The following is a 26,571-nucleotide window of genomic DNA, read 5'->3' as shown; positions in this document are numbered from 1 at the left end:
CGCTTCTCGCGCCCGCCGACCGATAGCCGCGAATCCCCGTGCCGGCAGCGGGTGTGGGGGCGATAATTCGAGGATGCCCTGGAGGGAGAGCCTCGGACGGCTACCCGGGGTGGCGACGGCCCGGGAGTACCAGCGCGGCTGGTTGCGCACCGACGTCACGGCCGGCCTCGTCCTCACCGCGCTGCTGATCCCGGCCGGCATGGGCTATGCGGAGGCCGCCGGACTCCCCGCGTACGCCGGGCTGTACGCGACGATCGTGCCGCTGCTCGCCTACGCCGTTGTGGGCCCGTCGAAAATCCTTGTGCTCGGTCCTGATTCGTCGCTGGCGCCGTTGATCGCCGCGGCGGTGCTGCCGCTGGCGGCCGTCGGTGACCCGGAGAGCGCACTCGCCCTCGCCGGGGTACTCGCCATCCTGGTCGGGGCGATCCTCATCATCGGTGGGTTCCTGCGTCTGGGCTTCGTGACCGAGCTGCTCTCGAAGCCCATCCGGCTCGGCTATCTGAACGCGATTGCGCTGATCGTCGTGGTCGGACAGTTGCCGAAACTGCTCGGTTTCTCCGTCGACGCGTCCGGCCTGCTGGGCGAGATCGCCGCCATCGGCACGTCGATTCTCGCGGGCGACAGCACCCCGGTCGCCGCCGCGGTGGGTATCGGTTCGTTCGCCGTCATCATGGCCTTCCGTCTGTGGCTGCCCCGCGTTCCCGGTGTCCTCGTCGCCGTCGTGGGATCGATCGCGCTCTCCGCGGCGATCGGACTCGACGAGGAGATCGGGATGGTCGGTGCGCTGCCCAAGGGGCTGCCGCTTCCGCAGTTCGGCGGCGTCGACTGGCAGGACACACTGGCACTGATCGGTCCGGCCGCCGGCATCGCGCTCATCGCCTTCGCCGACACCGGCGTGCTGTCCCGGACGTTCGCGGCCCGCCGCGGTGAGGAAGTGAACGGCAGCACGGAGATGAAGGCGATCGGGGCGGCCAACGTGGCGAGCGGCCTGTTCGGCGGATTCCCGATCTCGGCCAGCGGTTCCCGGACCCCGGTGGCCGAGCAGAGCGGTGCGCACACGCAATTGGCGGGGGCGGTCGGAGCGGTGGCGGTGTTGGTGTTCGTGCTCGTCGCCCCCGGGATCACCGCCTACCTGCCCGACGCCACCCTGGCAGCGGTGGTGATCGTCGCGGCGTCGGCGTTGATCGATGTGCGCGGGATGATCTCGATGTGGCACATGAGTCGGGTGGAGACCGGTCTCGCCGTCGCCGCGTTCCTCGGTGTCGCACTCGTGGGAGTGCTCCAGGGCATCCTGGTCGCGATCGGGCTGTCGTTCGTCGCGGTCGTCGCGCGGGCGTGGCAGCCGTACCGCACGGAATTGGTCGAGACGTCCGGGACCGGATTCCACGATGTCGCCCGGCATCCGGAAGGGCACCGCATCCCCGGTCTGGTGCTGGTCCGGTTCGATGCGCCACTGTTCTTCGCGAACGGCGGTATCTTCGACGACTACGTGCGGTCGGTCGTGGCGCGGGCGCAGACCCCGGTCGAATGGGTGGTGATCGCCGCCGAACCGATCACCGGTCTGGACACCACGGCCGTCGACGAACTCGTCGATCTCGACCGCTATCTCGAAGGTCGAGGCATTCGGTTGGCCTTCGCCGAGATGAAGGGGCCGATCAAGGACCGCCTCGTCCAGTTCGGTGTCGGCGATCGGTTCGATGCCACCCACTTCTACCCCACACTCGACGCCGCGGTCGCCGATTTTCACCGGCGTGCACATCCGCGCGGAGGCACCTGACGCCGCGATGGAGCCGGAATCGGGAAACCGCCGCGGGCGCACCGAGGAGCGGCGGACAATATCTTCATCGCACCCGATGGTCGGGCCTCGACCCGCGCGGCAGGACGGTTCACCATGCCGGACACCGACAGACAGCAACCTGGAGAGGCGACGCTCAGCCGGGCCGAGCGCGCCGAGCGTGGTCTGGCTGCCAGGCGCGCGACTCCGTTCTCGGCCCTCGCCGAATGCACGACGGGCGCTCGGCGCGATCCGATCGGCCTGCTCGAGCAGCAGTCCGCGGCCCGCATCCCGGACCTCGTCCGGGTGCGGTACGGGCGCATGGCGAGCGGTCCGTTCGCCTTCTACCGTGGCTCCGCGCTGATCATGGCCGACGACCTGTCGAGCGCGCCCCGGACGGGACTGACTGTGCAGTTGTGCGGGGACGCGCACCTGAGCAACTTCGGGATCTTCGCCACCCCCGAACGGATGCAGGCGTTCGATATCAACGACTTCGACGAGACGTACCCGGGACCGTTCGAGTGGGACGTCAAGCGGCTCGTCGCGAGCCTCGCGGTGGCGGGCCGGGAGCGGGGGCTCGGCGGCAAGCAACGGACCAAGGTCGTCCGCGCGTGCGCCGCGGAGTACCGCGAAACCATGCTGCAGCAGGCGGAGCGGGGAAATCTCGCGGTCTGGTATTCGCACATCGAGCCCTCCGCCGAACTGGTCGCGCTCCGCGACGAACTCGACACCTCCTCGAAGAAGAACATGCGCAGAACGCTCGAGAAGTCGTGGCACCGGGACAGCGTCCACGCGCTGGCCAAACTGACCACGGAGGTGGACGGCCGCCGGCGGATCGTCAGCACGCCGCCGCTGATCGTGCCGATCGAGGAGGTCTTCGCCCAGGCGGACGCCCAGTCCCTCTTCGAGGAGCTGCGTGGACGGCTGGACGACTATCGGGAGACGTTGCAGGACAACCGGCGGGTGCTGCTGCGACAGTTCGAGTTCGTCCAGGCGGCCCGCAAGGTGGTCGGCGTGGGCAGCGTGGGAACCCAGGCGTGGATCCTGTTGCTGCAGGGCGTCGACGGTGACCCGCTGTTCCTGCAGGCGAAGGAGGCGCGGCCGTCGGTGCTCGCGAACTACGTGGACGGTCCGTCGTTCACGAACCAGGGGGAGCGCGTCGTGGCGGGACAGCGGTTGATGCAGGCCGCGAGCGACATCTTCCTCGGATGGCAGCGGGGGGCGGACCCGGACGGGGTGGTCCGGGACTTCTACGTGCGTCAACTGCGCGACGGCAAGGGCTCGGCGGTGGTCGAAGCGATGACGCCGTCGGGGATGGAACTGTACGGGCGGCTGTGCGGACGGGTACTGGCCTACGGCCACGCCCGCTCCGGGGACCGGATCGCGATCGCCGCCTACCTCGACGCCGGAAGCGAATTCGACAAGGCCGTCACCGAGTTCGCCGAGTCGTACGCCGACCGGAACGCCCGCGACCACGCGGTCCTGCTCGAGGCCATCGACGAACGCCGTATCGCCGCACAGTTCGGGGTATGACCAAAGTGCGCGGCGCAGTGTCCGATACCGATGAGGACTGAGATGGGCAACGAGAACACGGACACCCGGCCGCGGGTTCGCCGATGGTGGGCCCGAGCCGCATTCGTGGCGGCATTCGGTGCGGCCGCAGCGCCGATCGCGTTCGCAGGGTTGTTCGGCACCGCCGCCGTGCTGGCGGTGGGCACCGGCGGCGTCGCGGCGACAGTGGCGGCGTCGTACTGGTTTCTCACCAGTCACGGCGTGCTACGCGCGATCTCGTCGGTCCTGGTGGTGCTCGCGCCGATCGTCGTACTCGTCCTATTGCTCCGTGCCGATCTGCTGTGGGCGGTGGTGCTCTCGTGCGTGCTGCTGCTCGCGGCCGTCCTGTGCGCCCGCGCCGCGCTGGGGGAGCCCGAGAAGAACGCGATGCCCGAGTACACCGCCCCTGCCCCACGTCGGCCGTTCCTCCTGATGAATCCGCGCTCGGGCGGCGGCAAGGTGGCGAAGTTCGGTCTGCAGCGCAAGGCCGAAGACCTCGGGGCCGAGGTGATTCTGCTCGACGGACCGGAGAACGCCGACGTCGCCGCACTGGCGCGGCGGGCCGTCGAACGCGGCGCGGATCTGCTCGGTGTCGCCGGCGGCGACGGCACACAGGCCCTGGTGGCCGCCGTCGCGGCAGAGCACGACCTGCCGTTCCTGGTGATCAGTGCCGGAACCCGCAACCACTTCGCGCTGGATCTCGGGCTGGACCGAGACGACCCTGCCACGTGCCTCGATGCGCTGGCCGACGGCGTCGAGGTGCGTGTCGATCTCGGATGGATGAACGGGCACCCGTTCGTCAACAACGCCTCGTTCGGGGTGTACGCGGAATTGGTGCAGAGCCCGGCCTACCGCGACGACAAGACGGGAACCGTGCTGGAGATGCTGCCCGAGCTGCTCGACAGCCATCGGGGCTACCTGCTGACGGTGGAGATCGGCGACGTCACGGTCGGCGGTCCACAGGCGGTCCTGGTGAGCAACGGCCCGTACCGCACCGGTGATCTCGTGGGTATGGGACGGCGAGAGCGCCTGGACGACGGTGTCCTGGGCGTGGTGACGATGTCGGTGAACAGTGCCCGGGAAGCCGTCGGTCTGCTGCAGGGCGCTCATGCGCGGGGGGTGAGCACGGCCCGCGCGGCCGAGGTCGTCGTCGACGCCGATCAGTCGGTGATACCGGTGGGCGTCGACGGAGAATCCCGGATGGTCCGCACCCCGGTTGTGTGCACCATCGCGCCCGCGGTGCTGCGGGTGCGTCTGCCGCGGCACCGGCCGGGTGCGCTTCCGAAGAAGCCGGGAATCGAACTGGCGCGCCTGTACCGGCTGACGGGCTGGCCGACCGGGTTCTCCCAGCGGAATCGGGTCCCGCGAGGGTGACCCCTTCCGGCGGGCGCCGGTGGAACCCGGGGCTATCGACCGACGAGTTCGAGCGCCAGCCGTACGTAGAGGTTCACTTCCTCCACGGCGTACAGGATGACGATCTCGGGACTGTCGCCGTGGTCGCTTCGCGCCACCAGGGTGATGCGGGGCGGCTCGGCGTCGGCGTGAAGCGCGAGATCGCTCCGCCGGCTTCGGCTCATGCGCTCGAATGCCTCGGCCCACTCGGGGCTGATGTCGCCGCCGAGTTCGGCGTCGACACGGACGGTGTCGCCCGACACGGTCGAGACGACGTTGCTGACCTTGACCGGAGCCCACCGACGTTCGGTGGCCCGCGACTGCTGGCCCATTGCCACCCTCACTTCTGATCAGGTTGACCCGTCACCATACCCAAACTGGGGACAAACGCATCTCCGCCGAAATCGACCCCAAAACTGGAACGCGTTCTACTCTGGGCCTCTCGGTACATCATCGCGAGGGGGAGACATGACGATCGACGTGAGCTACGAGGGCACCAAACGGGAGTTGGTGACGGACGAGGGGGTTCTCCGCTACCACGTGGCCGGCGCCGAGGATGCGCCGCCGCTGCTCCTGCTGCACGGCTCCGGGCCGGGTGTGTCGGGATGGCGCAACTACCGCGGCAACCTCGGGGTCTTCGCCGAGCACTACCGCTGCCACATCCTGGAGTTTCCCGGGTTCGGCGTGAGCGACCCCACCGAGGGACACCCGGTTCTCGCGGCCGGGTCGGCGGTCACCCGCTTCATGGACGCCCTCGGGATCGCGTCCGCGGCGATGGTCGGCAACTCGATGGGTGGGATCGTCGCCGTCAATCTCGCGATCCACTCCCCGGCCCGGGTGAGCAGGCTGATCACGATCGGCGGGGTGGGCCCACACATCCTCAGCCCCGATCCCAGCGAGGGTCGACGGTTGCTGCACGACTTCGTCGCCGACCCGTCGAAGGAGAATCTGGCCCGCTGGCTGCGGGCCATGGTCCACGACTCCGGGGTCGTCACCGAGCAATTGATCGAGGAGCGATGGGAGGCGGCGCGTGACCCGCAGTCGCTCGAGGCCGCGCGGGTCATGTACGGCGCGGAATCCTTTGCGCTGCAGCAGCAGTCCCTGCTCCAGTCCGGACGGCCGCCGTACTGGGCGATGATGCACAAGGTGTCGTGTCCCACGATGCTGACGTGGGGCCTCGACGACCGGATGAGTCCTCCCGACATGGGGATGGCGTCGATGCGCCTCATCCCGGACGCCGAGTTGCGGGTCTTTCCCAAGTGTGGGCACTGGGTGATGATCGAGGCGAAGACGGCGTTCGAGCGCTCCGTGCTCGAGTTCCTGCAGCGCTGATCCTGCGGCGGCCGGCTGCGACCGGGCACGCGGTCAGGGCCGAAGGATCCTGCGAGCGTGACGGATCTCCGGAACCCCGATGAGCTTCGCCGCCAGCGCGAAGGCGGCGATTCCGGTGAGGGTCCCGGCGACCAGCGCCGCGGCCGCACCGGTCCGGGGATCGCCCAGATGGGACTTCGTCGCGTGCGTGACGACGAAACAGATGGCGCCGGAGATTGTCGCCGCGGCGACGACCCGGACCGCGGTGTGGCGCACGTGATGGAAGCCCAGCAGCCCGAACCGCCTTCGCAACAGGACATGTCCCAGCATCGCCCCGACGACGTAGGAGACGGAACCGGCGACGCACAGCATCAGCACCACGCCCTGATCAGGCAGTGTCGTCACCGCGACCGCGATGACCGCGATCTTCGTGGTCACCATCGCGATGTTGATCAGTGCCGGTGTGCGGGTGTCGTGGTCGGCGTAGAAGACCCGTAGTTGGAGCATCACGAGTGCGAACGGCGCCAACCCGAACGCCGAAACGGCCAGCGCCGTGCCGATCAGGTGGGCGTCGGCCGGGTCCACACGACCGACGAAGATGACCGCCGCCAACGTCGGTCCCAGGACCATCAGGGCGGCCGTGACCGGGACGAGCGCGACCACCGAATACCGGGCGCCGCGCCCGAGGTCGGCCAGGACTGCGGCGTGATCGTTCTCGGCGACAGCGCGCGCGATGCGCGGCATCAGAACCGTCAGGAGCGAGACGCCCAGAATCCCGTACGGCACCTGGAAGAGCAGGTCCGCGTAGGTGTACGTGGAGACGCCGCCGTGGCTGAAGGCGACGCGCAGCACCACGACGACGCCGATCTGGCTGGTGACGACGTAGGCGAGGACCCATCCGATCAGCGGTAGCCCGGCGCGCACGGGACGCCACGTGTACGGCAGCAGACGAACCCTCCAGCGCCAGCGGAAACCGTTGCGTCGCAGAGCGAGGACGACGGTCGCCGCCTGTCCGACGATGCCCAGGGTGGTGCCGACACCGATCACCGCCACCTGGGCCACGGTCATCGACTGTGGCGTGAGCGTGACCGGCCCCGGCAGCAGGACGAACACGGCCACCGTGGCCAGGACGATGCCGTTGTTGACCACGGGCGCCCAGGCCGCGGGGCCGTGGACGCCACGGACGTCGAGCACCGCCGTCGCCAGGGCCGCCAGTCCGTAGAAGAAGATCTCGGGCAGTAGGAGGTACGCGAACACGGTCGTCAGGTCCCGCTGCGCGGCGTCCTTGACGAACACCGACGAGACGAGCGGGGCGCACAGGACGGCGAGCACGGTGACCGCCGCCATCACGACCGTCGCGCCTGCCACCAGTCGCTGCGTGAACTCGACGTCCACCTGGCCGCCACGTAATCGTGAGCGCGTCAGGACGGGGATCAACACGCTCGTGAGCACACCACCGAGCAGCAGTGCGTACACCATGTTGGGAAAGCTGTTCGCGCCGTTGTAGGCATCGCCGACCAGTGCAGTCCCCAGCACCGCCGCCAGCGCCGCCGTGCGAACGAAACCCGTCACACGGCTGACCGTCCCGGCGACGGCGACTCGTCCCCCAGCCCGCGCGACCAGGCGTTCCGGCTCGTCATCCTGCCTTCGATGTCTCCCCATGATTTCAGGCTCTCACGGCGCACCCGACCGGCGCGTTGCCTCACCGTCCAGGGGACGGGCGGATCTGGGCTGGGGCAGGATGTCGACGGCACGGCGGCGCTGTCGCCGTCGAGGCGTGTAGCGGGGAAGTCGGAAAGCTCCGGGACCACCGGTCTACCCTGAACCCATGTCTGTTCGCACTGCGCTCGTTTCCGGAACCGTCTCGCCCACCCTCGCTGTCCCGAAGGACATCGAGCGTCCCGAGTACGTGTGGAAGGCGACGGCCCGGGAGGGCAAGGAGCCGTGGGTGCAGACGCCCGAGACCATCGAGAAGATGCGGGTGGCGAGCAAGATCGCGGCGCAGGCGCTGCAGGAGGCCGGTAAGGCCGTCGCGCCGGGGGCCACGACCGACGAGTTGGACCGGATCGCGCACGAGTACATGTGCGACCACGGCGCCTACCCGTCGACGCTGGGCTACCGCGGCTTCCCGAAGTCGTGCTGCACGTCGCTCAACGAGGTGATCTGCCACGGCATCCCCGACTCGACGGTGATCCAGGACGGCGACATCGTCAACATCGACGTCACCGCCTACATCGACGGCGTGCACGGCGACACCAATGCGACGTTCCTCGCGGGCGACGTCTCGGAGGAGAACCGCCTGCTGGTCGAGCGCACCCACGAGGCGACGATGCGTGCCATCAAGGCCGTGAGGCCGGGCCGCGAACTCAACGTCATCGGCCGCGTCATCGAGTCGTACGCCAACCGCTTCGGCTACGGCGTCGTGCGTGACTTCACCGGCCACGGCATCGGTGAGACCTTCCACAACGGCCTGGTGATCCTGCACTACGACCAGCCGAACGTCGACACCATCATCGAGCCCGGCATGGTGTTCACGATCGAGCCGATGATCAACCTCGGCACCGTCGACTACGACATCTGGGAGGACGGCTGGACAGTCGTCACCAAGGATCGCAAGTGGACCGCCCAGTTCGAGCACACCATCGTCGTCACCGATGAGGGCAACGAGATCCTCACGCTGCCGTGACAGCGGCGCTGACCGGCGCACTGCTGGTCGCCGGCACCACCTCCGACGCCGGCAAGAGCGTCCTGGTGGCCGGGCTGTGCCGGATGCTGGCGCGGCGCGGGGTGAAGGTGGCGCCGTTCAAAGCGCAGAACATGTCGAACAACTCCGTCGTCACCCTCGACGGCGGGGAGATCGGCCGGGCCCAGGCGCTGCAGGCGCGGGCGTGCGGCCTCGAGCCGAGTGTCCGGTTCAACCCGGTGCTGCTCAAGCCCGGCGGCGACCGGACGTCGCAGCTGGTGGTCCGCGGCAAGGCCGTCACCAGTGTCGGCGCCCGCGACTACATCACCCACCGCGAGTGGCTCCGGGACATCGTCGCCGACGAGCTGGCGTCGCTGCGCGACGAGTTCGACGTCGTGATCTGCGAGGGTGCCGGATCGCCCGCCGAGATCAACCTGCGCGCCACCGACCTGGCGAACATGGGGTTGGCGCAGGCCGCGCAGCTGCCGGTGATCGTGGTCGGCGACATCGACCGCGGGGGAGTGCTGGCTCACCTGTTCGGGACGGTCGCGGTCCTCTCTCCTGAGGACCAGGCGCTGATCGCCGGGTTCGTGATCAACAAGTTCCGCGGGGACGTGAGCCTCCTCGAACCGGGCCTCGAGCAACTGCGTGCCCTCACCGGACGGCCGACCCTCGGCGTCGTCCCGTTCGCCGAGGACCTGTGGCTCGACGCCGAGGACTCGCTCGGCGTGGTCGGCGACGCACCGGTGGGACGGCCCGGCCCGCCCGCCGGCGACGAATGGTTGCGGGTGGCCGCGATCCGGCTGCCGCGGATCTCGAACTCCACCGACGTCGAGGCCCTCGCGTGCGAACCGGGCGTTTCGGTGCACTGGGTGAGCGAGCCGTCGCGCCTCGCCGACGTCGACCTCGTCGTCGTGCCCGGCAGCAAGTCGACGGTGGCCGATCTGGAGTGGATGCGGCGCAACGGAATCGGTGACGCTCTCGTCCGCCGTGCGGAGACCGGCGGCGCGATTCTCGGCATCTGTGGCGGCTACCAGATGTTGGGCACGGTGATCGACGACGGTATCGAATCCGGCGTCGGCGCGGTACCCGGACTGGGGCTGCTCGACCTCGAGATCGAGTTCGCCGCCGACAAGGTGCTCGCGCAGGTCGACGGTCACGCCGACGGAATCCCGGTGCGCGGCTACGAGATCCATCACGGGCGCATCCGGCGCAACGGCGACGCGCCGCTGTTGAGCGGCGCGGACGGCGTCAAGGAGGGTAGCGTCCGGGGGAGTGTCCGCGGCACCCACTGGCACGGTCTGCTCGAGAGCGACGACTACCGGCGGCACCTGCTGACCGAGATCGCCGACGCGGCCGGCCGGCCCGGGTTCCGCGTCGCGCCCGGCACCGACGTCGCGCGGGTGCGGGAGGCGCAGTTGGATCTGCTGGCCGACCTGGTGGAACAGCACCTGGACCTGGACGCGCTCGACGCGCTGCTGGGAGGCGGCGCGCCGAGCGGAATGCCCATGATCAGGTCGTCGCTCGCCTGAGGACTGCCCAGGTCGCGGCGATCGCCGCGACCGAGGCTGCCAGCGGAACCACCGCGAGCACCACCGTCCGGGGCGCATCGACGAACCATGATCCCACCGCCGGCCACCAGCGTGCCCACGTGATGACGACCGCGGCGATGCCCAGTGCTCCGATCGTCCCGATTCCCGCGATGAGGAACCCCGGTGTCCTCCAGCGCTGGTACACCGCGCCGAGCAGCATCGAGATCGATGTGGTCAGCAGCAGGCTTGCGAACAGCGTGACGGTCTGGAGCACACTCGAATCCGTCGCGTAGCGGAGGACTCCGAACATGCGCATCCGGACTCCCCACCCGTCGGTCGCCGCCTCGATCACCGACAGCAGCTGCAGCACCGCGGCGAACGCGGCCGACTGGACCACCGCCACGACGACGGTCGAGGTGAAGAACTGGCGCCGCGTCACGCTCAAGCCCAGCGCGAACGGGAACGACTGTGTCATCGCCTGCGCGTAGAACGCCACGACGAATCCGTACAGCGAGAGCACGGCGCCGGTGCCGTGGGTCTCGCTCTCGGCGTCGATCAGCGCGAAGATCGTGAGATTGATGGCGAACGTGACCGCGAGGATCGCGGCGGGCAGGGCCAGCAGCAGCGGCCACGCCACCACGTGGAGTCGGCATACCGCCAGGAGGCGTCGGACACCGGTGGGCGAGGGGCCCGCCGAAGCGGCGGTGCGGGTGGGGGTGGCGACGGTCATGACCGGGTCTCCTTGCCGATGTCGGTGCGGCTGTCGAGGGCGTTGCGAATCGTGATCTGCTGCAGGGAGACCGGCGACAGTTCGATGTCGTTTCGCGCCGCCTCGGCGCGGTCCGCCGCGGAGATCGTGCCACGCACGGTTGCGCGTGCGAAGCCGCCGATGTCCTCGCGGTGCAGGACCGTCCGTCCCGCTGTGAAGGCGTCCACGGCCGCGGCACGACCACTGGCCAGCACATGCCGGCTGCGCAGGTCGTCGGAATCGGCGTCGGTGGCGACCCGGCCGCCGTCGATCACGATGACGTGTTCGAGCAGGTCGGCCACCTCGTCGATCAGATGCGTGGACAGCACGACCGTGCGCGGGTGGTCCACGTAGTCGGCGAGCAGTCGGTCGTAGAACAGTTGGCGGGCAACCGCGTCGAGGCCCAGGTAGGGCTCGTCGAACAGCGTCAGCGGCGCCCGCGATGCGAGCCCGATGACGATGCCGAGCGCAGACGTCATTCCGCGCGAGAGCTTCTTGACCCGGCGGCACTCGGGGAGTTGGAAGTCGTCCATCAATCGGCCGGCGAACTCGCCGTCCCACCCCGGTAGCAGGAGGGCCGCGGCGGACAGGACGTGCTTGACCTTCAGATCGTCCGGATACTTCTGGCTCTCCTTGACGAAGCACACGTTCTGCAGGACGTCCGCGTTCTCGAACGGTGCCCCGCCGAACGCACTGACCTCCCCGCTGCTCGGCAGTTCCTGGCCGGTGAGGATCTTCATCAGCGTGGTCTTGCCCGCGCCGTTGCGGCCGAGCAGCCCGTAGATCTTCCCTTCCCGCAGATCGAACGAGATGTCGTCGAGCGCGGTGACGTCGCCGTAGCGCTTCCCGAGCGCCCGTACCGAGACGATGGTGTCCCGGTCGATGTCTGTGATGGTCATGGACGTTCCTCCCACTTGTCCAGCATGGATTTGAGTTCGGCGATGCTCATTCCGAGCTTGTCCGCCTCGCGGACGAGCGGCGCGACGTATTGCGTCGCGAACTGTTCGCGCCTGCGGAACCGGAGCGCGTCCCGGGCGCCCGTGGTGACGAACATGCCGATACCCCTTCTCTTGTAAAGGATTCCGTCGGCGACGAGCTGGTTGAGTCCCTTCGCCGCCGTCGCCGGGTTGATCCGGTGGAAGGCCGCCAGTTCGTTGGTGGACGGCGCCTGCGACTCCTCCGGCAGTGAACCGTCGATGATCGCGTTCTCGACGAGCCCCGCGATCTGCTGGAAGAGGGGCTTGCCCTCCTCGTTCAGCACCGTGACCCTCCGGCCGCAGGGCTGATTGGTTCATTACTCATGTAATGAACCATAGAGCCGGTGTGGTGTGCGGTCAACCCGATTGCGCCGGGCGTGAGGCGGTTTCGTCCGTTCGGCACGGAGGAGTGGTTCCGGCACCTAAGATCCGGAGCGATGCCGAACGGCCTGGACATCCGCGTGAGGGGAGTCGACGTGCGCAGCAGATTCGATACCGGGACGGGGATTCGTGTCGCGTGCGGCGCGCTGGTCGCGGCGCTCGCGATCGCCGGTTGTTCCTCCGGTGATTCGGGATCCGGCGAGACGGCCTCGAGTAGCGCGACGTCAAGCAGTACGGCGTCCGCGACCACCACCGTGGCGCTGCAGAAGATCGACGCGGCCACCCTGAACGAGACCGTTGCGTCGATGGCGAAGGACCTGCAGGTCCCGGGTGCGGTCGCCATCCTCAAGATGCCCGGCGGGGACCTCACGGCGACCTACGGCACGGGAAAGCTCGGCGCGTCGACGGCGGTGACCACCGTCGACCACATTCGCATCGGCTCCAACACCAAGACCATGACCGGCACGGTGATCCTGCAGCTCGTCCAGGAGGGCAAGATCGCGCTGACGGATCCGGTCTCGAAGTACCGGCCGGACGTGCCGAACGGCGACAACATCACCATCGAGCAGTTGCTCGACATGCGCAGCGGCCTGTTCAACTACACCGAGACCGCCGAGCTCAACGAGACCCTCGACAACGACCCGCAGAAGCAATGGAAGCCGGACGACCTGCTGGCGATCGGGTTCGCGAATCCGCCGTACTTCCCGCCGGGGCAGGGGTATCACTACTCCAACACCAACATCGTGCTGCTGGGTCTCATCGCGGAGAGCCTGGACGGCAAGCCGTTGCCGCAGATCTTCCAGTCGCGGCTGTTCGGTCCGTTGGGGCTGACCGGAACCTCGTTCCCGGACACCGCCGACAGTTCGATTCCCGCGCCGCACTCACAGGGTTACGTGTACGGGACGAACATGGACACGTTGACCGATCCGGCGCTGCCGGCAGACATGCAGGCCGCCGCGAAGGACGCAACGCTGCAGCCGAACGACGTCACCGACGTCAACCCGTCGTGGGCATGGGCGGCCGGCGCCGGCATCTCGACCGCCAACGACCTCGTGACGTGGGTGCAGGCCCTGGTCGGCGGGAAGCTGCTCGACGCCGACCTGCAGGCCCAGCGCCTCGCCAGCGTGCAGCCGACGGGCCCGGACAGTGCGTCGGCCCAATACGGTTGGGGTATAGCGAAAATGGGTCCGATGTTCGGGCACACCGGGGAGCTTCCGGGATTCAACTCCTTCATGGGTCACGACCCCGAGAACAAGGTGACCCTGGTGGTGTGGACCAATCTGGCTCCGGCCGCGAACGGGCAGGATCCGGCGACCACCATGGCGAAGGAGATCATCGGCAAGGTCTATCCCGCATAGGCGTCCGATTCCGTGACGTGGATCGCGTACCGTTTCCAGCCATGGAGTCGACGCGTGTTGAGGTGGGAAGCGGGACCTGGACGGTCCGTATCGGTGGGCCCGAGAGCCGACACACAGTTCTCTTGCTTCCCGATGCGGGCGATACGGCTGACGTCTTCGACGCCGTCTGCGCGCGCCTGCACGACTCGGATCTGCGGACCGTCGTCCCGGAGAACGTCGACGGGCTCGACGAGCCGTCGGTGATCGCGATGCTCGACGAGCTGAAGCTGCCGTGGGTGAACCTCGTCGGCTCCGGGTCGGGCGCCGAGCTGGCGTGGCTGCTGGCCGCCAAGACATTCGGTCGGTTCGCGAGCCTCGTCGTCGCCGATCGTGGCCACCCCGCGGTGCCGGGGGCGGACGGCTCGGTTCGGGACGCGGCGTGCCCCGCCGTCGAACTGCCGACTACGGTCGTCGTGGGCACCTCGCTCGGCCGTCCCTGCGCGGACGCCAGTGGGCGGTACGCGTATTCGGAGTTCCGGATCGTCCAGCTCGACGGCATCGACAACGTCCCCGCGGACGCGGCCCCGGAGCTCGCCAGCGAGATCGTTCTCCGCACGAGCTCCTGGTAGCGGCTCGGGTGCGGGCTGACCCGCGGGCGCCGGCGGGAGGTTTCTAGACTCCTCCGGTGCACGACACCGTTCCCGCCCCGTCCGACGTCACGTCCGTTCGCGCCGCGCTGCGTTCCCCACGCCGACTCACCACCGAGGCGCTGGCCGGGCTGGTGACGTCCCTCGCGCTGATCCCCGAGGTGATCTCGTTCGCGGTCATCGCGGGCGTGGATCCCAAGGTGGCGCTGTACACGTCGTGCATCATGGCGATGACGATCGCGTTCGTCGGTGGCCGGCCGGCGATGGTCTCCGCTGCCGCCGGTGCGACGGCGCTGGTGGTGGCCCCGCTCGTGGCCGCGCACGGGATCGACTACCTGATCGCGGCGGTGTGGCTGGCCGGCGCACTCCAGATCGCCTTCGCGGCGGCGGGCATCGCCCGACTGGTGCGGTTCATCCCGAGGTCGGTGATGATCGGGTTCGTCAACGCGCTCGCGATCCTCATCTTCAGCGCGCAGTTGCGGCATCTGTTCGACGTGCCGTGGCTCGTCTATCCGCTGGTCGTGGCCGGGCTGGCGATGATCGTGTTCGTGCCCAGGCTGACGACGGCGGTGCCCGCCCCGCTGATCGCGATCGTGGTGCTGACCAGTGTGGTGGCACTGTTCCGTCTCGACGTGCCCGACGTCGCGGACCAGGGTGAGCTGCCGTCGGGCCTGCCCACGTGGATGATCCCGGACGTGCCGTGGACGTGGGAGACGCTGACGATCGTCGCACCGTTCGCCCTCGGCCTGGCGCTGGTCGGTCTGCTCGAGTCGTTGCTGACCGCCAAACTCGTCGACGACATCACCGACACCCCGTCCGGCAAGACCCGCGAAGCCTGGGGGCAGGGCGTCGCGAACATCGCCGGCGCGTTGTTCGGCGGCATGGGTGGCTGCGCGATGATCGGCCAGACGATGATCAACGTCAAGGAGGGGCGGGCCCGCACCAGGATCTCCACGTTCCTCGCCGGATTCTTCCTGCTCGCGCTGTGCGTGACCGTCGGCGACGTCGTCGGGGCCGTCCCGATGGCCGCACTGGTGGCGGTGATGCTCGTGATCGCGGTGACGACCTTCGACTGGCGCAGCATTGCACCGCGCACCCTGAAGCTGATGCCGCGCAGCGAAACCCTCGTGATGCTGGTGACCGTCGCGGGCACCCTCGCGACCGAGAACCTGGCGGTCGGTGTCGTCCTCGGTGTCCTCACCGCGATGGTGGCGTTCGCGCGGCGGGTCGCCCGCACGGCCCGCGTCGACGTCCACGACCGCGACGACCGTGAGGCCGGCGGGGTCGTAGAGCGGACCTACCGGGTGACCGGGGAGTTGTTCTGGGCGTCGAGTAACGACCTGATCCGCCGCTTCGACTACGGCGGCGACCCGGACTCGGTGGTCATCGACCTCACCGACGCAGAGGTGTGGGATGCCTCCACGGTGGCCACGCTCGACGCGGTGCGGCGCAAGTACGCCGCCAAGGGGACGTCCACGCGCATCGTGGGCCTCGACGGTGCGAGTCTGCACCGCCTCGAACGGTTGTCCGGGAAGCTCGGCTAGATCGCTCGACCGTGCCGCCCACGACCGTTCGTCGAACAAATGTCGCCGTTCGTCGCCGTGCGTATACGTTCGATTTGATCGAACGGCTGAAAGGGGGTTAGCCTCCAGGCACGGACACGCCGAACCCGGTGTGTCGGTTTCTCGATCCTGTCCGGGAAGGACCTCGATGCGCGGCACTGCAGCCACCGCCACCGTGACGCGAATGCGTTGCGCGTGTTGTCGCTGCATGCGCGTGAGCTGAGACGAGATCCCCGCGCGACGGCACCTCGAAGGCCGTCCCGCATCCCCGTGCTGATTCTTCCCACCGGGCACCGAAACGTCGCAGCGTGAGTTTTCCGCCGGTGCCCGTGGGGAAAGGATCCGTTCCATGTCCGCCCGTTCCCTCCCGATCATCGATCTGGAAAACCTCGACATCGACGCCCTGCGCACCGTCACGCACGAGATTGGATTCTTCTACCTGACCGGTCACGGCATCGACCAGCAGCTCACCGACGACCTGATCGCCGCGGCTCGCGAGTTCTTCGCGCTGCCCGAGGCCGACAAGCTCGAGATCGAGAACAGCAACTCGCCGCACTTCCGCGGCTACACCCGCGTCGGCGGCGAGCGCACCCAGGGCTACATCGACTGGCGCGAGCAGCTCGACATCGGACCCGAGCGTGCCGCGGTCGAGCCGATCGATCCGGACCGCCCGTGGGACGTGCTGCACGGACCCAACCTGTGGCCCACCCGCGTCCCGCAGCTGCGCGACCTGGCGCTCGAGTGGTCGGCCCAGGCGCAGACCGCCGGACTTCGCCTCATCAGTGGATGGGCGCAGTCGCTCGGCGCCCCCGCGGACTTCTTCGATGCCGCCTTCGCCGACCCTGATCCGCTGCTCAAGATTGCCCGCTACCCGGGCCACGACGGCTCGGTCACCGACCAGGGGGTCGGCAGCCACAAGGACGTCGGGGCCCTGACCCTGCTCTACCCCGAACCGACCAGCGGCGGCTTCCAGGTGGAGACCGAGAACGGTTGGCTCGACGTCGACCCGATCCCCGGGCACTTCCTGGTCAACATCGGTGAGCTCCTCGAGGTGGCCACCGGCGGCTACCTCAAGGCCACCGTGCACCGGGTGCTGCCGCCGGCCGCAGGCACCGATCGCGTCTCGCTGCCGTTCTTCCTCAACCCCGGCTACGACCACGCCCTGCCCACGGTGCCGCTGTCGCCCGCGCTGGCCGCCGAGGCGGCCGGTGTCGGACCCGACCAGCACGGCGGCACCCTGCACGCCCGCTACGGACTCAACGCCCTCAAGTCGCGCCTGCGCGCCCATCCCAACGTCACCGAGCGGTACCACCGCGACCTGCTCGACCTGCCCGCACTGCGTGGCTGACCATCTCGACCCGATCGGAAGGTACCTCCCAATGTTCTTGCGCCGCACTGCTGTTCTGTCCGCCGCCGCCCTGCTCACCGCGGGCCTGGCTGCTTGCTCCTCGAGCGGTGACGGGGAGACGCTGGTGATCTCCGCGTCGAGCACCCCGCACGTGGAGATCCTCGAGCACATCGCCGACTCCGGCGCTCTGGGCGACGTCAAGCTCGACATCAAGCCGGTCACCGGCGAGATCGATCCCAACGAACTGCTCGTCGCCGGCGACGTGCAAGCCAATTACTTCCAGCACGCGCCGTACCTCGCGGACTGGCAGAAGCAGAAGGGTGTCAGCGACCTCGTCTCGGTCGCCGACGTCCACCTCGAGCCGATGGGCCTGTACTCCGAGAAGGTCACCGCGATCGACCAGATCGCCGACGGGTCGACCATCGCCCTGCCCAAGGACACCACCAACTTCTCGCGCGGGCTGTACCTGCTCGAGTCGGCCGGACTGATCCAGATGGACGTGCCGTTCGCGGACGCCGATCTGTCCATCGTCACGCAGAAGAACATCAAGGCCAACCCGAAGAACCTGAAGTTCGTCGAGATCGAGCGCTCGCAGATCGCCCGCAACCTGGGCGACCCGCAGATCACCGCCGCGGTCATCAACTCGAACTACGCGATCGAGGCCGGCCTGATCCCGGCCGACGACGCCCTGCTCTCGGAGAACGTCGAGAACAACCCGTTCGCGAACCTGCTCGTCGTCCGCGCGGCGAACGAGAACGATCCGGGCGTCAAGGCCCTCGCCGACGCGCTCGTCTCCCCGGAGACCGCCGCGTGGATCCAGGAGAACTACAGCGGTTCCGTCGTCCCGGTCCACCCCGCGAAGTGATGATCACCGTCGAGAATCTGGTCAAGACCTTCCCCGCCGCCGCCGGCGCGGGGGAGGTCTCGGCCCTGCGCGGCATCGACCTCGAGATCGCCGAGGGCGAGATCTTCGGCATCGTCGGACCGTCGGGTGCGGGCAAGTCCACGCTGCTGCGGTGCCTGAACCTGCTCGAGCGCCCCACCAGCGGGCGCATCGTGCTCCGCGGCGACGACGTCTCGCAGCTCACCGGTGCCGGCCAGCGGCAGGCGCGCCGCCGCATCGGCACCGTGTTCCAGCAGTTCAACCTGCTGCACTCGCGGACCGTGCGGGCCAACATCGAGTTCCCGCTCGAACTGGCCGGACTGGACCGCAAGCAGCGCCGGGCCCGCGCCGACGAGCTGATCGAGTTGGTCGGTCTCGCGGGCAAGGAGAAGACGTTCCCGTCGCAGCTGTCGGGCGGGCAGCAGCAGCGCGTGGGCATCGCCCGCGCCCTCGCGTCCGAGCCCGACGTGCTGCTCTGCGACGAGGCGACCAGTGCGCTCGATCCCGACACCACCGATCAGGTGCTCGACCTGCTCGCCGAGCTGAATCGCAGGATCGGCGTCACCGTCGTGCTCATCACCCACGAACTGGGTGTGCTGCGCCGCATCTGCACCTCCGCCGCCCGGCTCGAGGACGGCCGGATCGCGGAGACCGGACGGATCCTCGATCTGGTCGGTACGCCCGGCTCGGTTCTGGGCGCGGCGATCGTCCCGGTCGGGGACGACCCGTCCGCGGGCGCCGACGCGGACACCGCACTGGTCACGACGATCGGTGACGAGGCCCACGGACCGTGGCTCGCGCAGCTCGTCCGCAAGCTCGACGTCGACATCTCCGTGGTCGGCGGTCGGGTCGAACAGGTCGCCGGCGTCACCGTCGGCCGACTGCGTCTGCGTTTCGGTCCCGACGTGGACCGGGCGGACGTCGCCGCGTTCGTGGACGCCCAGCCGGGTACCACCCTGGCGTGGGGTGAAGGACCGGAAACGACCGGCGCCGTGACGCAGGGAGCCACCGCATGAACAAGCTGACCTGGTACGACTCGCTCCCCGAGGTGTGGGAGGCGACGCAGGAGACCCTCTACATGGTGGGGATCTCCTTCGTGCTCACCGTGCTCGGCGGGATCCTGCTCGGCGTCGTGCTGTACGTGACCGCGCCGAGCGGACTGTGGCCGCAGCGCGTCGTCAACGTCGTGCTCGGCACGATCGTCAACATCTTCCGCTCGCTGCCGTTCCTGATCCTGATGATCGCGCTCATCGGGCTCACCCGCTTGATCGTCGGCACCGCGATCGGGCCGACCGCGGCGATCGTGCCGCTCACGATCGGCGCGATCCCGTTCTATGCGCGCGTGGTCGAGTCGGCATTGCGGGAGGTGCCCGTCGGTCGCATCGAGGCCGGTCAGGCGATGGGGGCGACGAACATGCAGGTCGTCCGGAAAGTGCTGCTGCCGGAGTCGGTTTCGTCGCTGGTGGCGGGTGCGACGCTGACCGTCGTCCTGCTCGTCGGGTACTCGGCGATGGCCGGGGTCATCGGCGGCGGCGGTCTGGGCGACTTCGCGATCGTCTACGGCTACCAGCGGTTCAACACGCCGGTGCTCCTGGTCGCGGTGGTGGTGCTCATCGTGCTGGTGCAGATCCTGCAGTCCATCGGAGACGGGGTGGTCCGGGCGCTCTCGCACCGGAAGTAGGCCTCTGAGACGACGAACGCTCCGCACCCGATTTCGGGTGCGGAGCGTTCCTCGTTGCTGGGGTGTCGACGCGGCCCGCCGACGCCGGACGCCGGCAAGTGCAGCGGCTCACCGGATCCGGCGCATGACCTGGCCGACGTGCAGCACACCCTTGCTGTCGTGCTCGTCGGCGAGCGCCCTGAGCCAATGAGCTGTGTCGTCGTCGTAGGTGCGCGCAATCCTGTCCGGATCGGCGCTGGGCGTGAAATTGGGCAACGAGCCGCCGGTGGTCCACTGTGACAGTGCTCGATCGATGTCGTGGGCATGTCCGACAACGGCATCCGCCGAGGGGGGCACCAAGGCTCCGACGACCATCAGCGCAAAATCGGCATCGCGATGGCAGAAGGCGCTGCGATGACGCGGTTCGCGAGCGAGCGCGCCCCCGAGAAGCCGCAGTTCGATCACGGTCTGCGGGGAGTGTGAACCAGGCCCGGCGACCGACAGGAGAGCATCGATCGCTTCGTGTGACAGTTCGTGTGTCAGAGCGCTGAATTCGTGGACCGGCATCGGATCGACGGGATCAGCATGCACCGCCGCGATGGCCGCATAGGGCATCATTCCGACGGCGTCGATCAACGGGGTGGCCACAGAACGTATTCGGCTGATGAGCGCCTCGGCCTCCGGTTCTTCCACGAGGCTGGCGAACCTGACGGCAAAGGTCAACCGGCCCGCGAGGGGTGGGGGAACCTGCGGTAGCGGCGGAAGCTGCAGAAATGCGATCGACGTCGAACTGTGCTCGGGGAGATCGGCACACCAGTCGAGCCACGCGTGGGCGACCGCGGCAGCGTCCGCACCGTCGAAATAGATTGCACCACCGTAGAAGTGGGAGATCGGTATGAGATCGATCTCGACTGCCGTGACGATTCCCAGTGTCGCCTTGCCACCGCGCAGTCCCCAGAAGAGTTCGGCGTGTTCGTCGGGGGTTACTCGAAGGAGTTCGCCGTCGCCGGTGACGATCTCGAAGGCACGCACGTGATCGGACGACAGTCCGTAGGTGCGCACCATCGGGCCGATTCCCGCACCGGTGAGGAATCCCGCCACGCCGACGGTGACGGAGGAACCGGCCAACGGCGCCAATCCGTGCGGTGTCGCGGCATCGATGACGTCCTGCCACACCAGCCCCGCTCCGACGCGAGCAGTGCGACCCTCCGGATCGACCACGCATTCGGCCAGGCGTCCAGTGTGGATGAGCAGGACATCGCCGTCCAGGGGCACCGCGCCGTGACCGGTCCGCTGGACGGCGACCCGCAGACCGTGATCCGCCGCGAATCGCACGGTCGCCGCGACATCGCGTGCGGTGTCCACGGCGACCACCGCATACGGACGCACCGGTACCGCGACATTCCAGGGTGTCGCCAACCCGTATCCGGCCTCACCGGGCAGTGCCACCGATCCGGACACCATCTTTCGGAGCGAGTCGATCGGCACGGCGTCGATCGTCGGTGTCTGAGGATTCATCGGAGCTTCCTTCCATCCGCGTTTCGGGTGTGAAGAAAGAATGTCCGAGCTCTCTTGGGTGGTTCTTGCCCCGAGTTTCGGAAACCATCCAAGGTTTCGCCAAGACCGTTACGCCAGGTCAGGCCGCTATCGAGCGCGCATAGGCGGCGAGCGCGAGCATCCCGAAACGCTGGGCCTCATCCGCGATCTCGGCGATGGCCCGATCCCGCTCGGGCGACGCCGCGCACAGTTGAGCCCGCAGCAGGCGGCACCGCAGCAGGGTCGGCGGGCTCGACGTCCTGGTCGCGATGTCCTCGGCCTGCGCGAGCAACGCCACCGCGGCCTCGGTGCGGCCGAGCATCGCATGCAGGCGGGCAGCGACTTCCGCCACCGATCCGATCACCCCGACCTGGCCCACCGTGGCGATGCGGTCGTGGAACGGTGCGAGCAGGTCGATGAACATCTCGGCGTACTCGACGAGCCCCAGATCGGCCACCACTCGGGCGATCAACGTCTGGTGCCCCAACGTCGTCCAGGTGAACGGACCGCCCTTGGCCGACCACCGGGCGATCTCGTCGACCGCCACCGCCCGGTCGCCCCGCGCCCCGGCGATCGCGATGCTCCACGAATCCGGCTCCACGATGCCGGGATCCGCGTCGCCGAGGCTGCCGTGTTCCCATTCCAGGGTGTGCGCGGCGAGGTCGGCGCTGCCCGCGGTGTACAACTCGGTCTGCAGGTGGATCTGGCGGGCCGTGTCGTACTGCCGCCGCGTCTCCTCGAAGTCGCCGCGCCAGGCGGCCAGAGTTGCCTCCATCCACCGCAATTGGACCCGCAACACCGGCAGCCGCAGCAGGTCGCAGCCGGTGATCCCGTGCCGCACGTGCACGACGGCGGCATCGACGTCCGCCAGATTCATCTGCGTCATGCTGGCCGCGGCGTGCGCGATCACATCGTCGAACCGGGACTGCCGGTGCGGCAGCGCGAAAAGCTCGTCGATCAACCGCACCGATTCGTGGCTGTGGGTCGCCACGCCGGAGTAGAGGAGGATGCGGCCCAGCAGAGCGTCGGCGATCACGTCCGGATCGTCCAACTCGCGGGCGATCGTGAGCGCCGTGCTGCTCATCGCGTTGGGGACGGACGAGTCGGGGTGGTAGCAACTGCCCACCGCCAGCGCCGCGAGCACCCGCGCATGCGCGGTCCGATCGGACGCGACGAACGGCTCCAGGCCCGCGAGCCGCTCGAGCAGCGGGCCCGGGTCCTCCCCGTAGGACACCCACGGCCACGCACCGGCGGCCCGGAGCAGCGCCGCGGCCAACCGTCCGGCCGCCGACATCCGCCCCTCGCGGACCGCGTCGAGGAGGCCGGCGTCCACCACGTCGAGCACCGTCTGGCCCCGTCCGGCCCGCGCGAGCGCCTCCACCCGGGCCACCAGCAGGTCGTCGCGGTCGTCGGCGGACTGCTCCGACCCCGGCAGCAGATCGAACGCCTGCACGGCGGCCTGCCACCACTGGGCCGCGGTCTCCGAACTCCACCGCTCGGTCGCCACCCGGGCCGCGTCGGTGCACGCGTCGAGGACGGTGCGCGGATCGACCAGCGGCAGGGCCGCCATCAAATGTTGTGCGCGTCGGCTCGAGCGGTCCGGGTCGGAGGAGTCCGCCAGCACCTCGGCGATGCGGGCGTGGATGCGTTGGCGGCGCAGTTCCGGGATCGCGGCGAGCACCTCGTCCCGCAGCAGGCCGTGCGCAAAGGCGTATCCCCCGATCCCCGGATCGGCGACGAGGATCCGTTCGTCGGCCGCGTCGTCGATGTAGTCGGCCAGGGTGTCCAGGTCGAGGCGGGTCGCGGCGGCGAGGATGTCCATCTCGACGGTGTCGCCGATGACCGCGGCCACCCGAAGCACCTGCAGCACCGCCGGTTCCACGGCCGTCAGCCGTCGGCCCAGGACCGATCGAACGGCCATCGGGATCCCGCCGCCGAGGCGTTCGTCCCGCGGCAGCCTGGCGTACTCGGACACGAACAGCGGATTGCCGCCCGTGCGTTCGGCCAGCACCCGCGCCTCGGTCACGCTGAGCCGCTCCCCGCAGACGTGACTGGCCAGCGCCGCCACCTCCGTCTCCGCCAGCGCGGGCACCACGATGTGCCGGTTCCCCTCGCGGTGCAGGACCGCGTCGACGAAGGCTCGGACGGTGGGCGTCAGTTCCGAGTCCCGCAGCGTGAGCACGAACCAGACGCGTTCCCGGTGCAGCGCGCCCACCAGGTACATCAGGCACCGCAGCGAGGTCGGGTCGGCCCACTGGATGTCGTCGACGACCACGGTGAGCGCGGGCACACCGGACGCCGCCGACTCGATCACGCCCGCCACCCGTTCGTACACCGCGAAGCGCGCCTCGTCCGGTTCCACGTCGGTCGGGGGAATCAGCACGGCGTCGGCGTCGGCGCCCAACTCCCGCAGCAGGCGCCGGATCGGCCACCACGCGGGCGCACCGTCGTCCTCGAGGCAGCGCGCCCACACCGCCGTACCGTCGATCGACGTCGTCCGGGCGTCGCATTCTTCCGCCAGTCGGGTCTTACCTATCCCGGCCGGACCGGTCAGCACCAGCCAGCGGGGTGCACCGCCGCGGACGTCGTCGAGCATCTGGTCGATCGTCCCGGCTTCCGGCATGCTCCCGACGAACACGCGCCCGGACTCGGCGTCGGGAGCCTCGGGCGCGGTCCCCGCCGACGCCGGTGCTGGAACCTGCTCCGCCCCAGTCCATCCCGGGGTGCGCGGCCAGGCCGCGAGGCCCGGCTCGTGGCGCAGGATCGCACCCTGCAGGGCGACCAGTTCGGTCCCGGGCCGCAGCCCCAACTCGGTGTCCAACCTCGCCGCATGGATGCCGAACTGTTCCAACGCTTCCGAGGACCGACCGGCCCGGTGCAGGGCCAGCATGCGCAGCCAGCAGGTGCGGTCCCGGAACGGAAACTCGCTGCACAGTTGGGCCGCCTCGATGAGGGCCGGGGCCAGGCGCCCCAACGCGAGGAGCGCCGTGATCCGGGTCTCGCGGCACTCGGTGCGGACCTCCTCGAAACCGGCGGCCTCCGTCACCACCCACGGTTCGTCGCTGAGGTCCTCGAGCAGGTGCCCCCGGACCGAGGCCAGGCCCCGATCCGCCATCGTCAGTGCGAGTTCCCACTCCGCGGCGTCCGCATGGCGGCGCGCGGACTCGGCGTCGTCGAGGAACGCGGACAGGTCCACGTCCTCGGCTGCGATGTCGAGCACGTACCCGGGTGGCTGGCGCACGATCGGGGACGTCCCCCCGGACTCGCCGCGCAGCGCCCTGCGCAGGTTGGAGATGTAGGCCTGGATGCTCGCCATGGCACTCGCCGGAGCATCGCCCTGCCACAGCGCGTCGATCAACCGATCCGTGGAGACCACGCGGCCCCGGTGCAACAGCAGGACTGCCAGAACCGCGCGTTGCTTCCGCGGACCCAGATCGACCACCCGCTCGGCGCCACCCGGATCGACCGCACCGCCCGACTCCGGGCGTCGAACCACCTCGAGCGGTCCCAGCAGTCGAAAGATCATGCGTGGCTCCTTTTACAAGGACAGCAACCGTTGAAGTGTAGGGACCGGATTCGGCAGCTGTCCGGCAAAATCGTCAGACGGTCATGGGTGCGGACCCGCCCGTTTGCTCAGCAGGTTCGTCAACCGATCGGGTCGTGCGCAGCGTGGCGGCGCACACCAGCGCCCCGAGCGCCGCGATGAACGCGGCCACCAGCAGGGCCTGCTGCAGGCCGTCGACGAACTCGTGCGGCGATCCACCCAGCAGCATCGACTGTGCGGGCAGGAGCGCGCCGAGCCCGGCGACGCCGACCGCGATTCCGGTCTGACGGAACGCATCGTTGATGCCCGCAGCCAGTCCGGAGTGGTCCGACGTACTTTCGCCGAGCACCAATCCGCTCATCACCGGGTTGAACACACCGGCCCCGACACAGGCCACGACGAACCCGGGGAGCAGCACGTACTTGGACCCGGTGACGTCGACGGCGGTCATCATCACCAGACCGACCGCCACCAGCAGCAGTGAGCAGGTCAGGGAGACGGACACCGGGACACGCCCGTCGAACTTCGCGGTGGCGCCCGCGACCACGAACATCGCGACGGTCGCCGGCAGGTACACCAGTCCGGCCTCGACCGGCGACAGGTGCAGCACATTCTGCAGGTAGATCGTGGTGTAGACGAACACCGCGAACAACGACGCGGAGATCGCGAAGGCCGCGATCTGCGCCCCGGCGAAGGCCCGGTTGGCCAGCAGGTGCGGGGGCAACATGGGCTCGCTCGTGCGGAGTTCGTGCTGGACGAACCCGACCAGCGCGGCGGCCGCGACGATGAGGGCGACGACCGGTTGCGGCTCCAACCAGCCGGCCTCGTTTCCGCGCAACAACCCGAACACCAGCGCCGCCAGGCCCGTGGACACCAGGATCTGTCCCGGCACATCCGCCCCACGCGGGTGCGGATCGCGCGACTCCGGAACCCAGCGCACGGTGACGGCGAGCGTGATCAGGCCGATCGGCACATTGACCAGAAAGATTGCGCGCCAATCCAGCATCTCGGTCAGCAGCCCGCCGACGAGGGGGCCGATGGCGAACGCGCCGCCGATGGTGGCGCCGTAGGCGGCCAGGGCAGACGCGCGCGCCGGCCCCTTCTCGAAGACATCCGCCAACAGGGCCAGCGAGCACGCGAAGAGTACGGCTCCGCCGACGCCCTGTGCGGCGCGGGCGAGATCGAGAACCCAGATGGTCGGTGCCAGCGCGCACAGCAGCGACGCCGCGGTGAACCACAGGATGCCGATCAGGAACACGTGCCGTCGGCCGCGGCGGTCCGCCCAGGATCCGGCGCTGAGGACCACCGTGGCCAGCGCCAGGGTGTAGGCGTCGACTACCCACTGCAGGCCACTGACGCCCGGCTCCAGATCGGATGCGATAGATGGCAGGGCGGTGTTGACGACCGCGATGTCGAGCATCAACATCGCCGTCGTCACGCACACCGCGACCAGGGTGGCTCGTCGCGTCGCGACATTTCTCGGAACGATCGGTGTGGTCATGGTCTGTCCTGACTCTCCGAAGGGAAGGTGTACCTCGGACACCCTCCGCCTCCCCGCTTGGGACAGGTCAGGAGAAACTCTTGGAACAGTCGCTCGCCCCGCGAGAACCGTGATGCGGATCCAAGGGATCGCCAACGCGGTTGGGCCCCACCCGAGAACACCGCACCCGAGTCCGACGGCCACCACCGTGCGCTGACGCGCTGG

The 26,571-nt window shown here is 69.1% G+C and carries 21 protein-coding genes; 13 read left to right on the top strand and 8 right to left on the bottom strand.

The genetic code is table 11. The features are described from left to right. The first annotated feature begins 73 nt into the window (after window positions 1–73). The 3 genes from AB4Z09_RS01025 (at window position 74) to AB4Z09_RS01015 (ending at window position 4,699) form a co-directional block, all read left to right on the top strand. Entirely contained in the window at window positions 74–1,777 is a 1,704-nt protein-coding gene (locus tag AB4Z09_RS01025; RefSeq protein WP_174909612.1) for a SulP family inorganic anion transporter, read from the top strand. A 114-nt stretch (window positions 1,778–1,891) separates the two neighbouring features. Continuing rightward, window positions 1,892–3,307, top strand: coding sequence for a DUF2252 domain-containing protein (locus AB4Z09_RS01020; protein WP_174909614.1), 1,416 nt, complete (start codon window positions 1,892–1,894; stop codon window positions 3,305–3,307). 42 nt (window positions 3,308–3,349) lie between these two features. Continuing rightward, window positions 3,350–4,699, top strand: coding sequence for a diacylglycerol/lipid kinase family protein (locus AB4Z09_RS01015; protein ID WP_174909616.1), 1,350 nt, complete (start codon window positions 3,350–3,352; stop codon window positions 4,697–4,699). Window positions 4,700–4,731: 32 nt separating this feature from the next. On the opposite strand, the gene AB4Z09_RS01010 is transcribed toward AB4Z09_RS01015, so the two are convergent. Further along, window positions 4,732–5,061 (bottom strand): hypothetical protein, encoded by a 330-nt coding sequence (locus AB4Z09_RS01010; protein ID WP_254622890.1) that lies wholly within the window; start codon window positions 5,059–5,061, stop codon window positions 4,732–4,734. 130 nt (window positions 5,062–5,191) lie between these two features. Here AB4Z09_RS01010 and AB4Z09_RS01005 point away from each other — a divergent pair, with 130 nt between their 5' ends. After that, window positions 5,192–6,049 (top strand): alpha/beta fold hydrolase, encoded by an 858-nt coding sequence (locus tag AB4Z09_RS01005; protein ID WP_174914620.1) that lies wholly within the window; start codon window positions 5,192–5,194, stop codon window positions 6,047–6,049. 33 nt (window positions 6,050–6,082) lie between these two features. On the opposite strand, the gene murJ is transcribed toward AB4Z09_RS01005, so the two are convergent. Further along, window positions 6,083–7,690, bottom strand: a complete 1,608-nt coding sequence (gene murJ / locus AB4Z09_RS01000) for a murein biosynthesis integral membrane protein MurJ (RefSeq protein ID WP_174909618.1) — start codon at window positions 7,688–7,690, stop codon at window positions 6,083–6,085. A 166-nt stretch (window positions 7,691–7,856) separates the two neighbouring features. Here murJ and map point away from each other — a divergent pair, with 166 nt between their 5' ends. Beyond that, entirely contained in the window at window positions 7,857–8,714 is an 858-nt protein-coding gene (gene map / locus AB4Z09_RS00995; protein ID WP_174909620.1) for a type I methionyl aminopeptidase, read from the top strand. A gap of 8 nt (window positions 8,715–8,722) precedes the next feature. Then, window positions 8,723–10,243 (top strand): cobyric acid synthase, encoded by a 1,521-nt coding sequence (locus tag AB4Z09_RS00990; RefSeq protein ID WP_174914622.1) that lies wholly within the window; start codon window positions 8,723–8,725, stop codon window positions 10,241–10,243. Here the strand turns inward: AB4Z09_RS00990 and AB4Z09_RS00985 are convergent. The 3 genes from AB4Z09_RS00985 to AB4Z09_RS00975 are packed head-to-tail and all read right to left on the bottom strand — an operon-like array spanning window position 10,224 to window position 12,252. Continuing rightward, window positions 10,224–10,973 carry an ABC transporter permease gene (locus tag AB4Z09_RS00985; RefSeq protein WP_254622892.1) on the bottom strand — a complete coding sequence of 250 codons (750 nt, stop codon included), beginning with the start codon at window positions 10,971–10,973 and terminating at the stop codon, window positions 10,224–10,226. The two genes, AB4Z09_RS00990 and AB4Z09_RS00985, sit on opposite strands and share 20 nt — an antisense overlap. Then, window positions 10,970–11,890 (bottom strand): ABC transporter ATP-binding protein, encoded by a 921-nt coding sequence (locus tag AB4Z09_RS00980; protein ID WP_174909622.1) that lies wholly within the window; start codon window positions 11,888–11,890, stop codon window positions 10,970–10,972. Before AB4Z09_RS00980 ends, AB4Z09_RS00985 begins: the two co-directional genes overlap by 4 nt. Continuing rightward, entirely contained in the window at window positions 11,887–12,252 is a 366-nt protein-coding gene (locus AB4Z09_RS00975) for a GntR family transcriptional regulator (protein ID WP_441346808.1), read from the bottom strand. Before AB4Z09_RS00975 ends, AB4Z09_RS00980 begins: the two co-directional genes overlap by 4 nt. A 153-nt stretch (window positions 12,253–12,405) precedes the next feature. On the opposite strand from AB4Z09_RS00975, the gene AB4Z09_RS00970 reads away from it, so the two are divergent. The 7 genes from AB4Z09_RS00970 to AB4Z09_RS00940 all read left to right on the top strand — a co-directional run bounded on the left by AB4Z09_RS00970 (window position 12,406) and on the right by AB4Z09_RS00940 (window position 19,807). Continuing rightward, window positions 12,406–13,707 carry a serine hydrolase domain-containing protein gene (locus tag AB4Z09_RS00970; RefSeq protein ID WP_174909624.1) on the top strand — a complete coding sequence of 434 codons (1,302 nt, stop codon included), beginning with the start codon at window positions 12,406–12,408 and terminating at the stop codon, window positions 13,705–13,707. A gap of 41 nt (window positions 13,708–13,748) precedes the next feature. Further along, window positions 13,749–14,315, top strand: coding sequence for an alpha/beta fold hydrolase (locus tag AB4Z09_RS00965; RefSeq protein WP_174909626.1), 567 nt, complete (start codon window positions 13,749–13,751; stop codon window positions 14,313–14,315). Window positions 14,316–14,371: 56 nt separating this feature from the next. After that, on the top strand, window positions 14,372–15,877 hold the full coding sequence (locus tag AB4Z09_RS00960; RefSeq protein WP_174909628.1) for a SulP family inorganic anion transporter: 1,506 nt from the start codon (window positions 14,372–14,374) through the stop codon (window positions 15,875–15,877). A 367-nt stretch (window positions 15,878–16,244) separates the two neighbouring features. Beyond that, entirely contained in the window at window positions 16,245–17,243 is a 999-nt protein-coding gene (locus AB4Z09_RS00955; RefSeq protein WP_114719635.1) for an isopenicillin N synthase family dioxygenase, read from the top strand. 31 nt (window positions 17,244–17,274) lie between these two features. Further along, window positions 17,275–18,108 (top strand): MetQ/NlpA family ABC transporter substrate-binding protein, encoded by an 834-nt coding sequence (locus AB4Z09_RS00950; RefSeq protein WP_174909630.1) that lies wholly within the window; start codon window positions 17,275–17,277, stop codon window positions 18,106–18,108. Continuing rightward, window positions 18,108–19,142, top strand: a complete 1,035-nt coding sequence (locus AB4Z09_RS00945; RefSeq protein WP_174909632.1) for a methionine ABC transporter ATP-binding protein — start codon at window positions 18,108–18,110, stop codon at window positions 19,140–19,142. The genes AB4Z09_RS00950 and AB4Z09_RS00945 overlap by 1 nt, the downstream gene beginning before the upstream one ends. Next, window positions 19,139–19,807 (top strand): methionine ABC transporter permease, encoded by a 669-nt coding sequence (locus AB4Z09_RS00940; protein WP_114719641.1) that lies wholly within the window; start codon window positions 19,139–19,141, stop codon window positions 19,805–19,807. The genes AB4Z09_RS00945 and AB4Z09_RS00940 overlap by 4 nt, the downstream gene beginning before the upstream one ends. 108 nt (window positions 19,808–19,915) lie before the next feature. Here the strand turns inward: AB4Z09_RS00940 and AB4Z09_RS00935 are convergent, their stop codons facing one another. The 3 genes from AB4Z09_RS00935 to AB4Z09_RS00925 all read right to left on the bottom strand — a co-directional run bounded on the left by AB4Z09_RS00935 (window position 19,916) and on the right by AB4Z09_RS00925 (window position 26,367). Then, the gene (locus AB4Z09_RS00935; RefSeq protein ID WP_114719643.1) at window positions 19,916–21,304 is read right to left on the bottom strand and encodes an FAD-binding oxidoreductase; all 1,389 of its coding nucleotides are present in this window, start codon (window positions 21,302–21,304) and stop codon (window positions 19,916–19,918) included. A gap of 118 nt (window positions 21,305–21,422) precedes the next feature. Continuing rightward, a complete protein-coding gene (locus tag AB4Z09_RS00930; protein WP_442239003.1) occupies window positions 21,423–24,848 on the bottom strand; it encodes a BTAD domain-containing putative transcriptional regulator in 3,426 nt (1,141 codons plus the stop codon). A gap of 73 nt (window positions 24,849–24,921) precedes the next feature. Next, entirely contained in the window at window positions 24,922–26,367 is a 1,446-nt protein-coding gene (locus AB4Z09_RS00925; RefSeq protein WP_442239002.1) for an MFS transporter, read from the bottom strand. Window positions 26,368–26,571: the final 204 nt, after the last annotated feature.

This window comes from Rhodococcus sp. TAF43, from assembly GCF_052113525.1.
Classification (GTDB): Bacteria; Actinomycetota; Actinomycetes; order Mycobacteriales; family Mycobacteriaceae; genus Prescottella.
This window is presented reverse-complemented; position numbering and strand designations above follow the sequence as displayed.

Bases quoted from the DNA above. Each gene is read 5' to 3' on its own strand.
- AB4Z09_RS00935 (WP_114719643.1), bottom strand. From the start codon at position 21,304: ATGAATCCTCAGACACCGACGATCGACGCCGTGCCGATCGACTCGCTC.
- map (WP_174909620.1), top strand. From the start codon at position 7,857: ATGTCTGTTCGCACTGCGCTCGTTTCCGGAACCGTCTCGCCCACCCTC.
- AB4Z09_RS00965 (WP_174909626.1), top strand. From the start codon at position 13,749: ATGGAGTCGACGCGTGTTGAGGTGGGAAGCGGGACCTGGACGGTCCGT.
- AB4Z09_RS00985 (WP_254622892.1), bottom strand. From the start codon at position 10,973: ATGACCGTCGCCACCCCCACCCGCACCGCCGCTTCGGCGGGCCCCTCG.
- AB4Z09_RS01015 (WP_174909616.1), top strand. From the start codon at position 3,350: ATGGGCAACGAGAACACGGACACCCGGCCGCGGGTTCGCCGATGGTGG.
- AB4Z09_RS00945 (WP_174909632.1), top strand. From the start codon at position 18,108: ATGATCACCGTCGAGAATCTGGTCAAGACCTTCCCCGCCGCCGCCGGC.
- AB4Z09_RS01025 (WP_174909612.1), top strand. From the start codon at position 74: ATGCCCTGGAGGGAGAGCCTCGGACGGCTACCCGGGGTGGCGACGGCC.
- AB4Z09_RS00930 (WP_442239003.1), bottom strand. From the start codon at position 24,848: ATGATCTTTCGACTGCTGGGACCGCTCGAGGTGGTTCGACGCCCGGAG.
- murJ (WP_174909618.1), bottom strand. From the start codon at position 7,690: ATGGGGAGACATCGAAGGCAGGATGACGAGCCGGAACGCCTGGTCGCG.
- AB4Z09_RS01020 (WP_174909614.1), top strand. From the start codon at position 1,892: ATGCCGGACACCGACAGACAGCAACCTGGAGAGGCGACGCTCAGCCGG.
- AB4Z09_RS00980 (WP_174909622.1), bottom strand. From the start codon at position 11,890: ATGACCATCACAGACATCGACCGGGACACCATCGTCTCGGTACGGGCG.
- AB4Z09_RS00950 (WP_174909630.1), top strand. From the start codon at position 17,275: ATGTTCTTGCGCCGCACTGCTGTTCTGTCCGCCGCCGCCCTGCTCACC.
- AB4Z09_RS00925 (WP_442239002.1), bottom strand. From the start codon at position 26,367: ATGACCACACCGATCGTTCCGAGAAATGTCGCGACGCGACGAGCCACC.
- AB4Z09_RS00955 (WP_114719635.1), top strand. From the start codon at position 16,245: ATGTCCGCCCGTTCCCTCCCGATCATCGATCTGGAAAACCTCGACATC.
- AB4Z09_RS00940 (WP_114719641.1), top strand. From the start codon at position 19,139: ATGAACAAGCTGACCTGGTACGACTCGCTCCCCGAGGTGTGGGAGGCG.
- AB4Z09_RS00970 (WP_174909624.1), top strand. From the start codon at position 12,406: ATGCCGAACGGCCTGGACATCCGCGTGAGGGGAGTCGACGTGCGCAGC.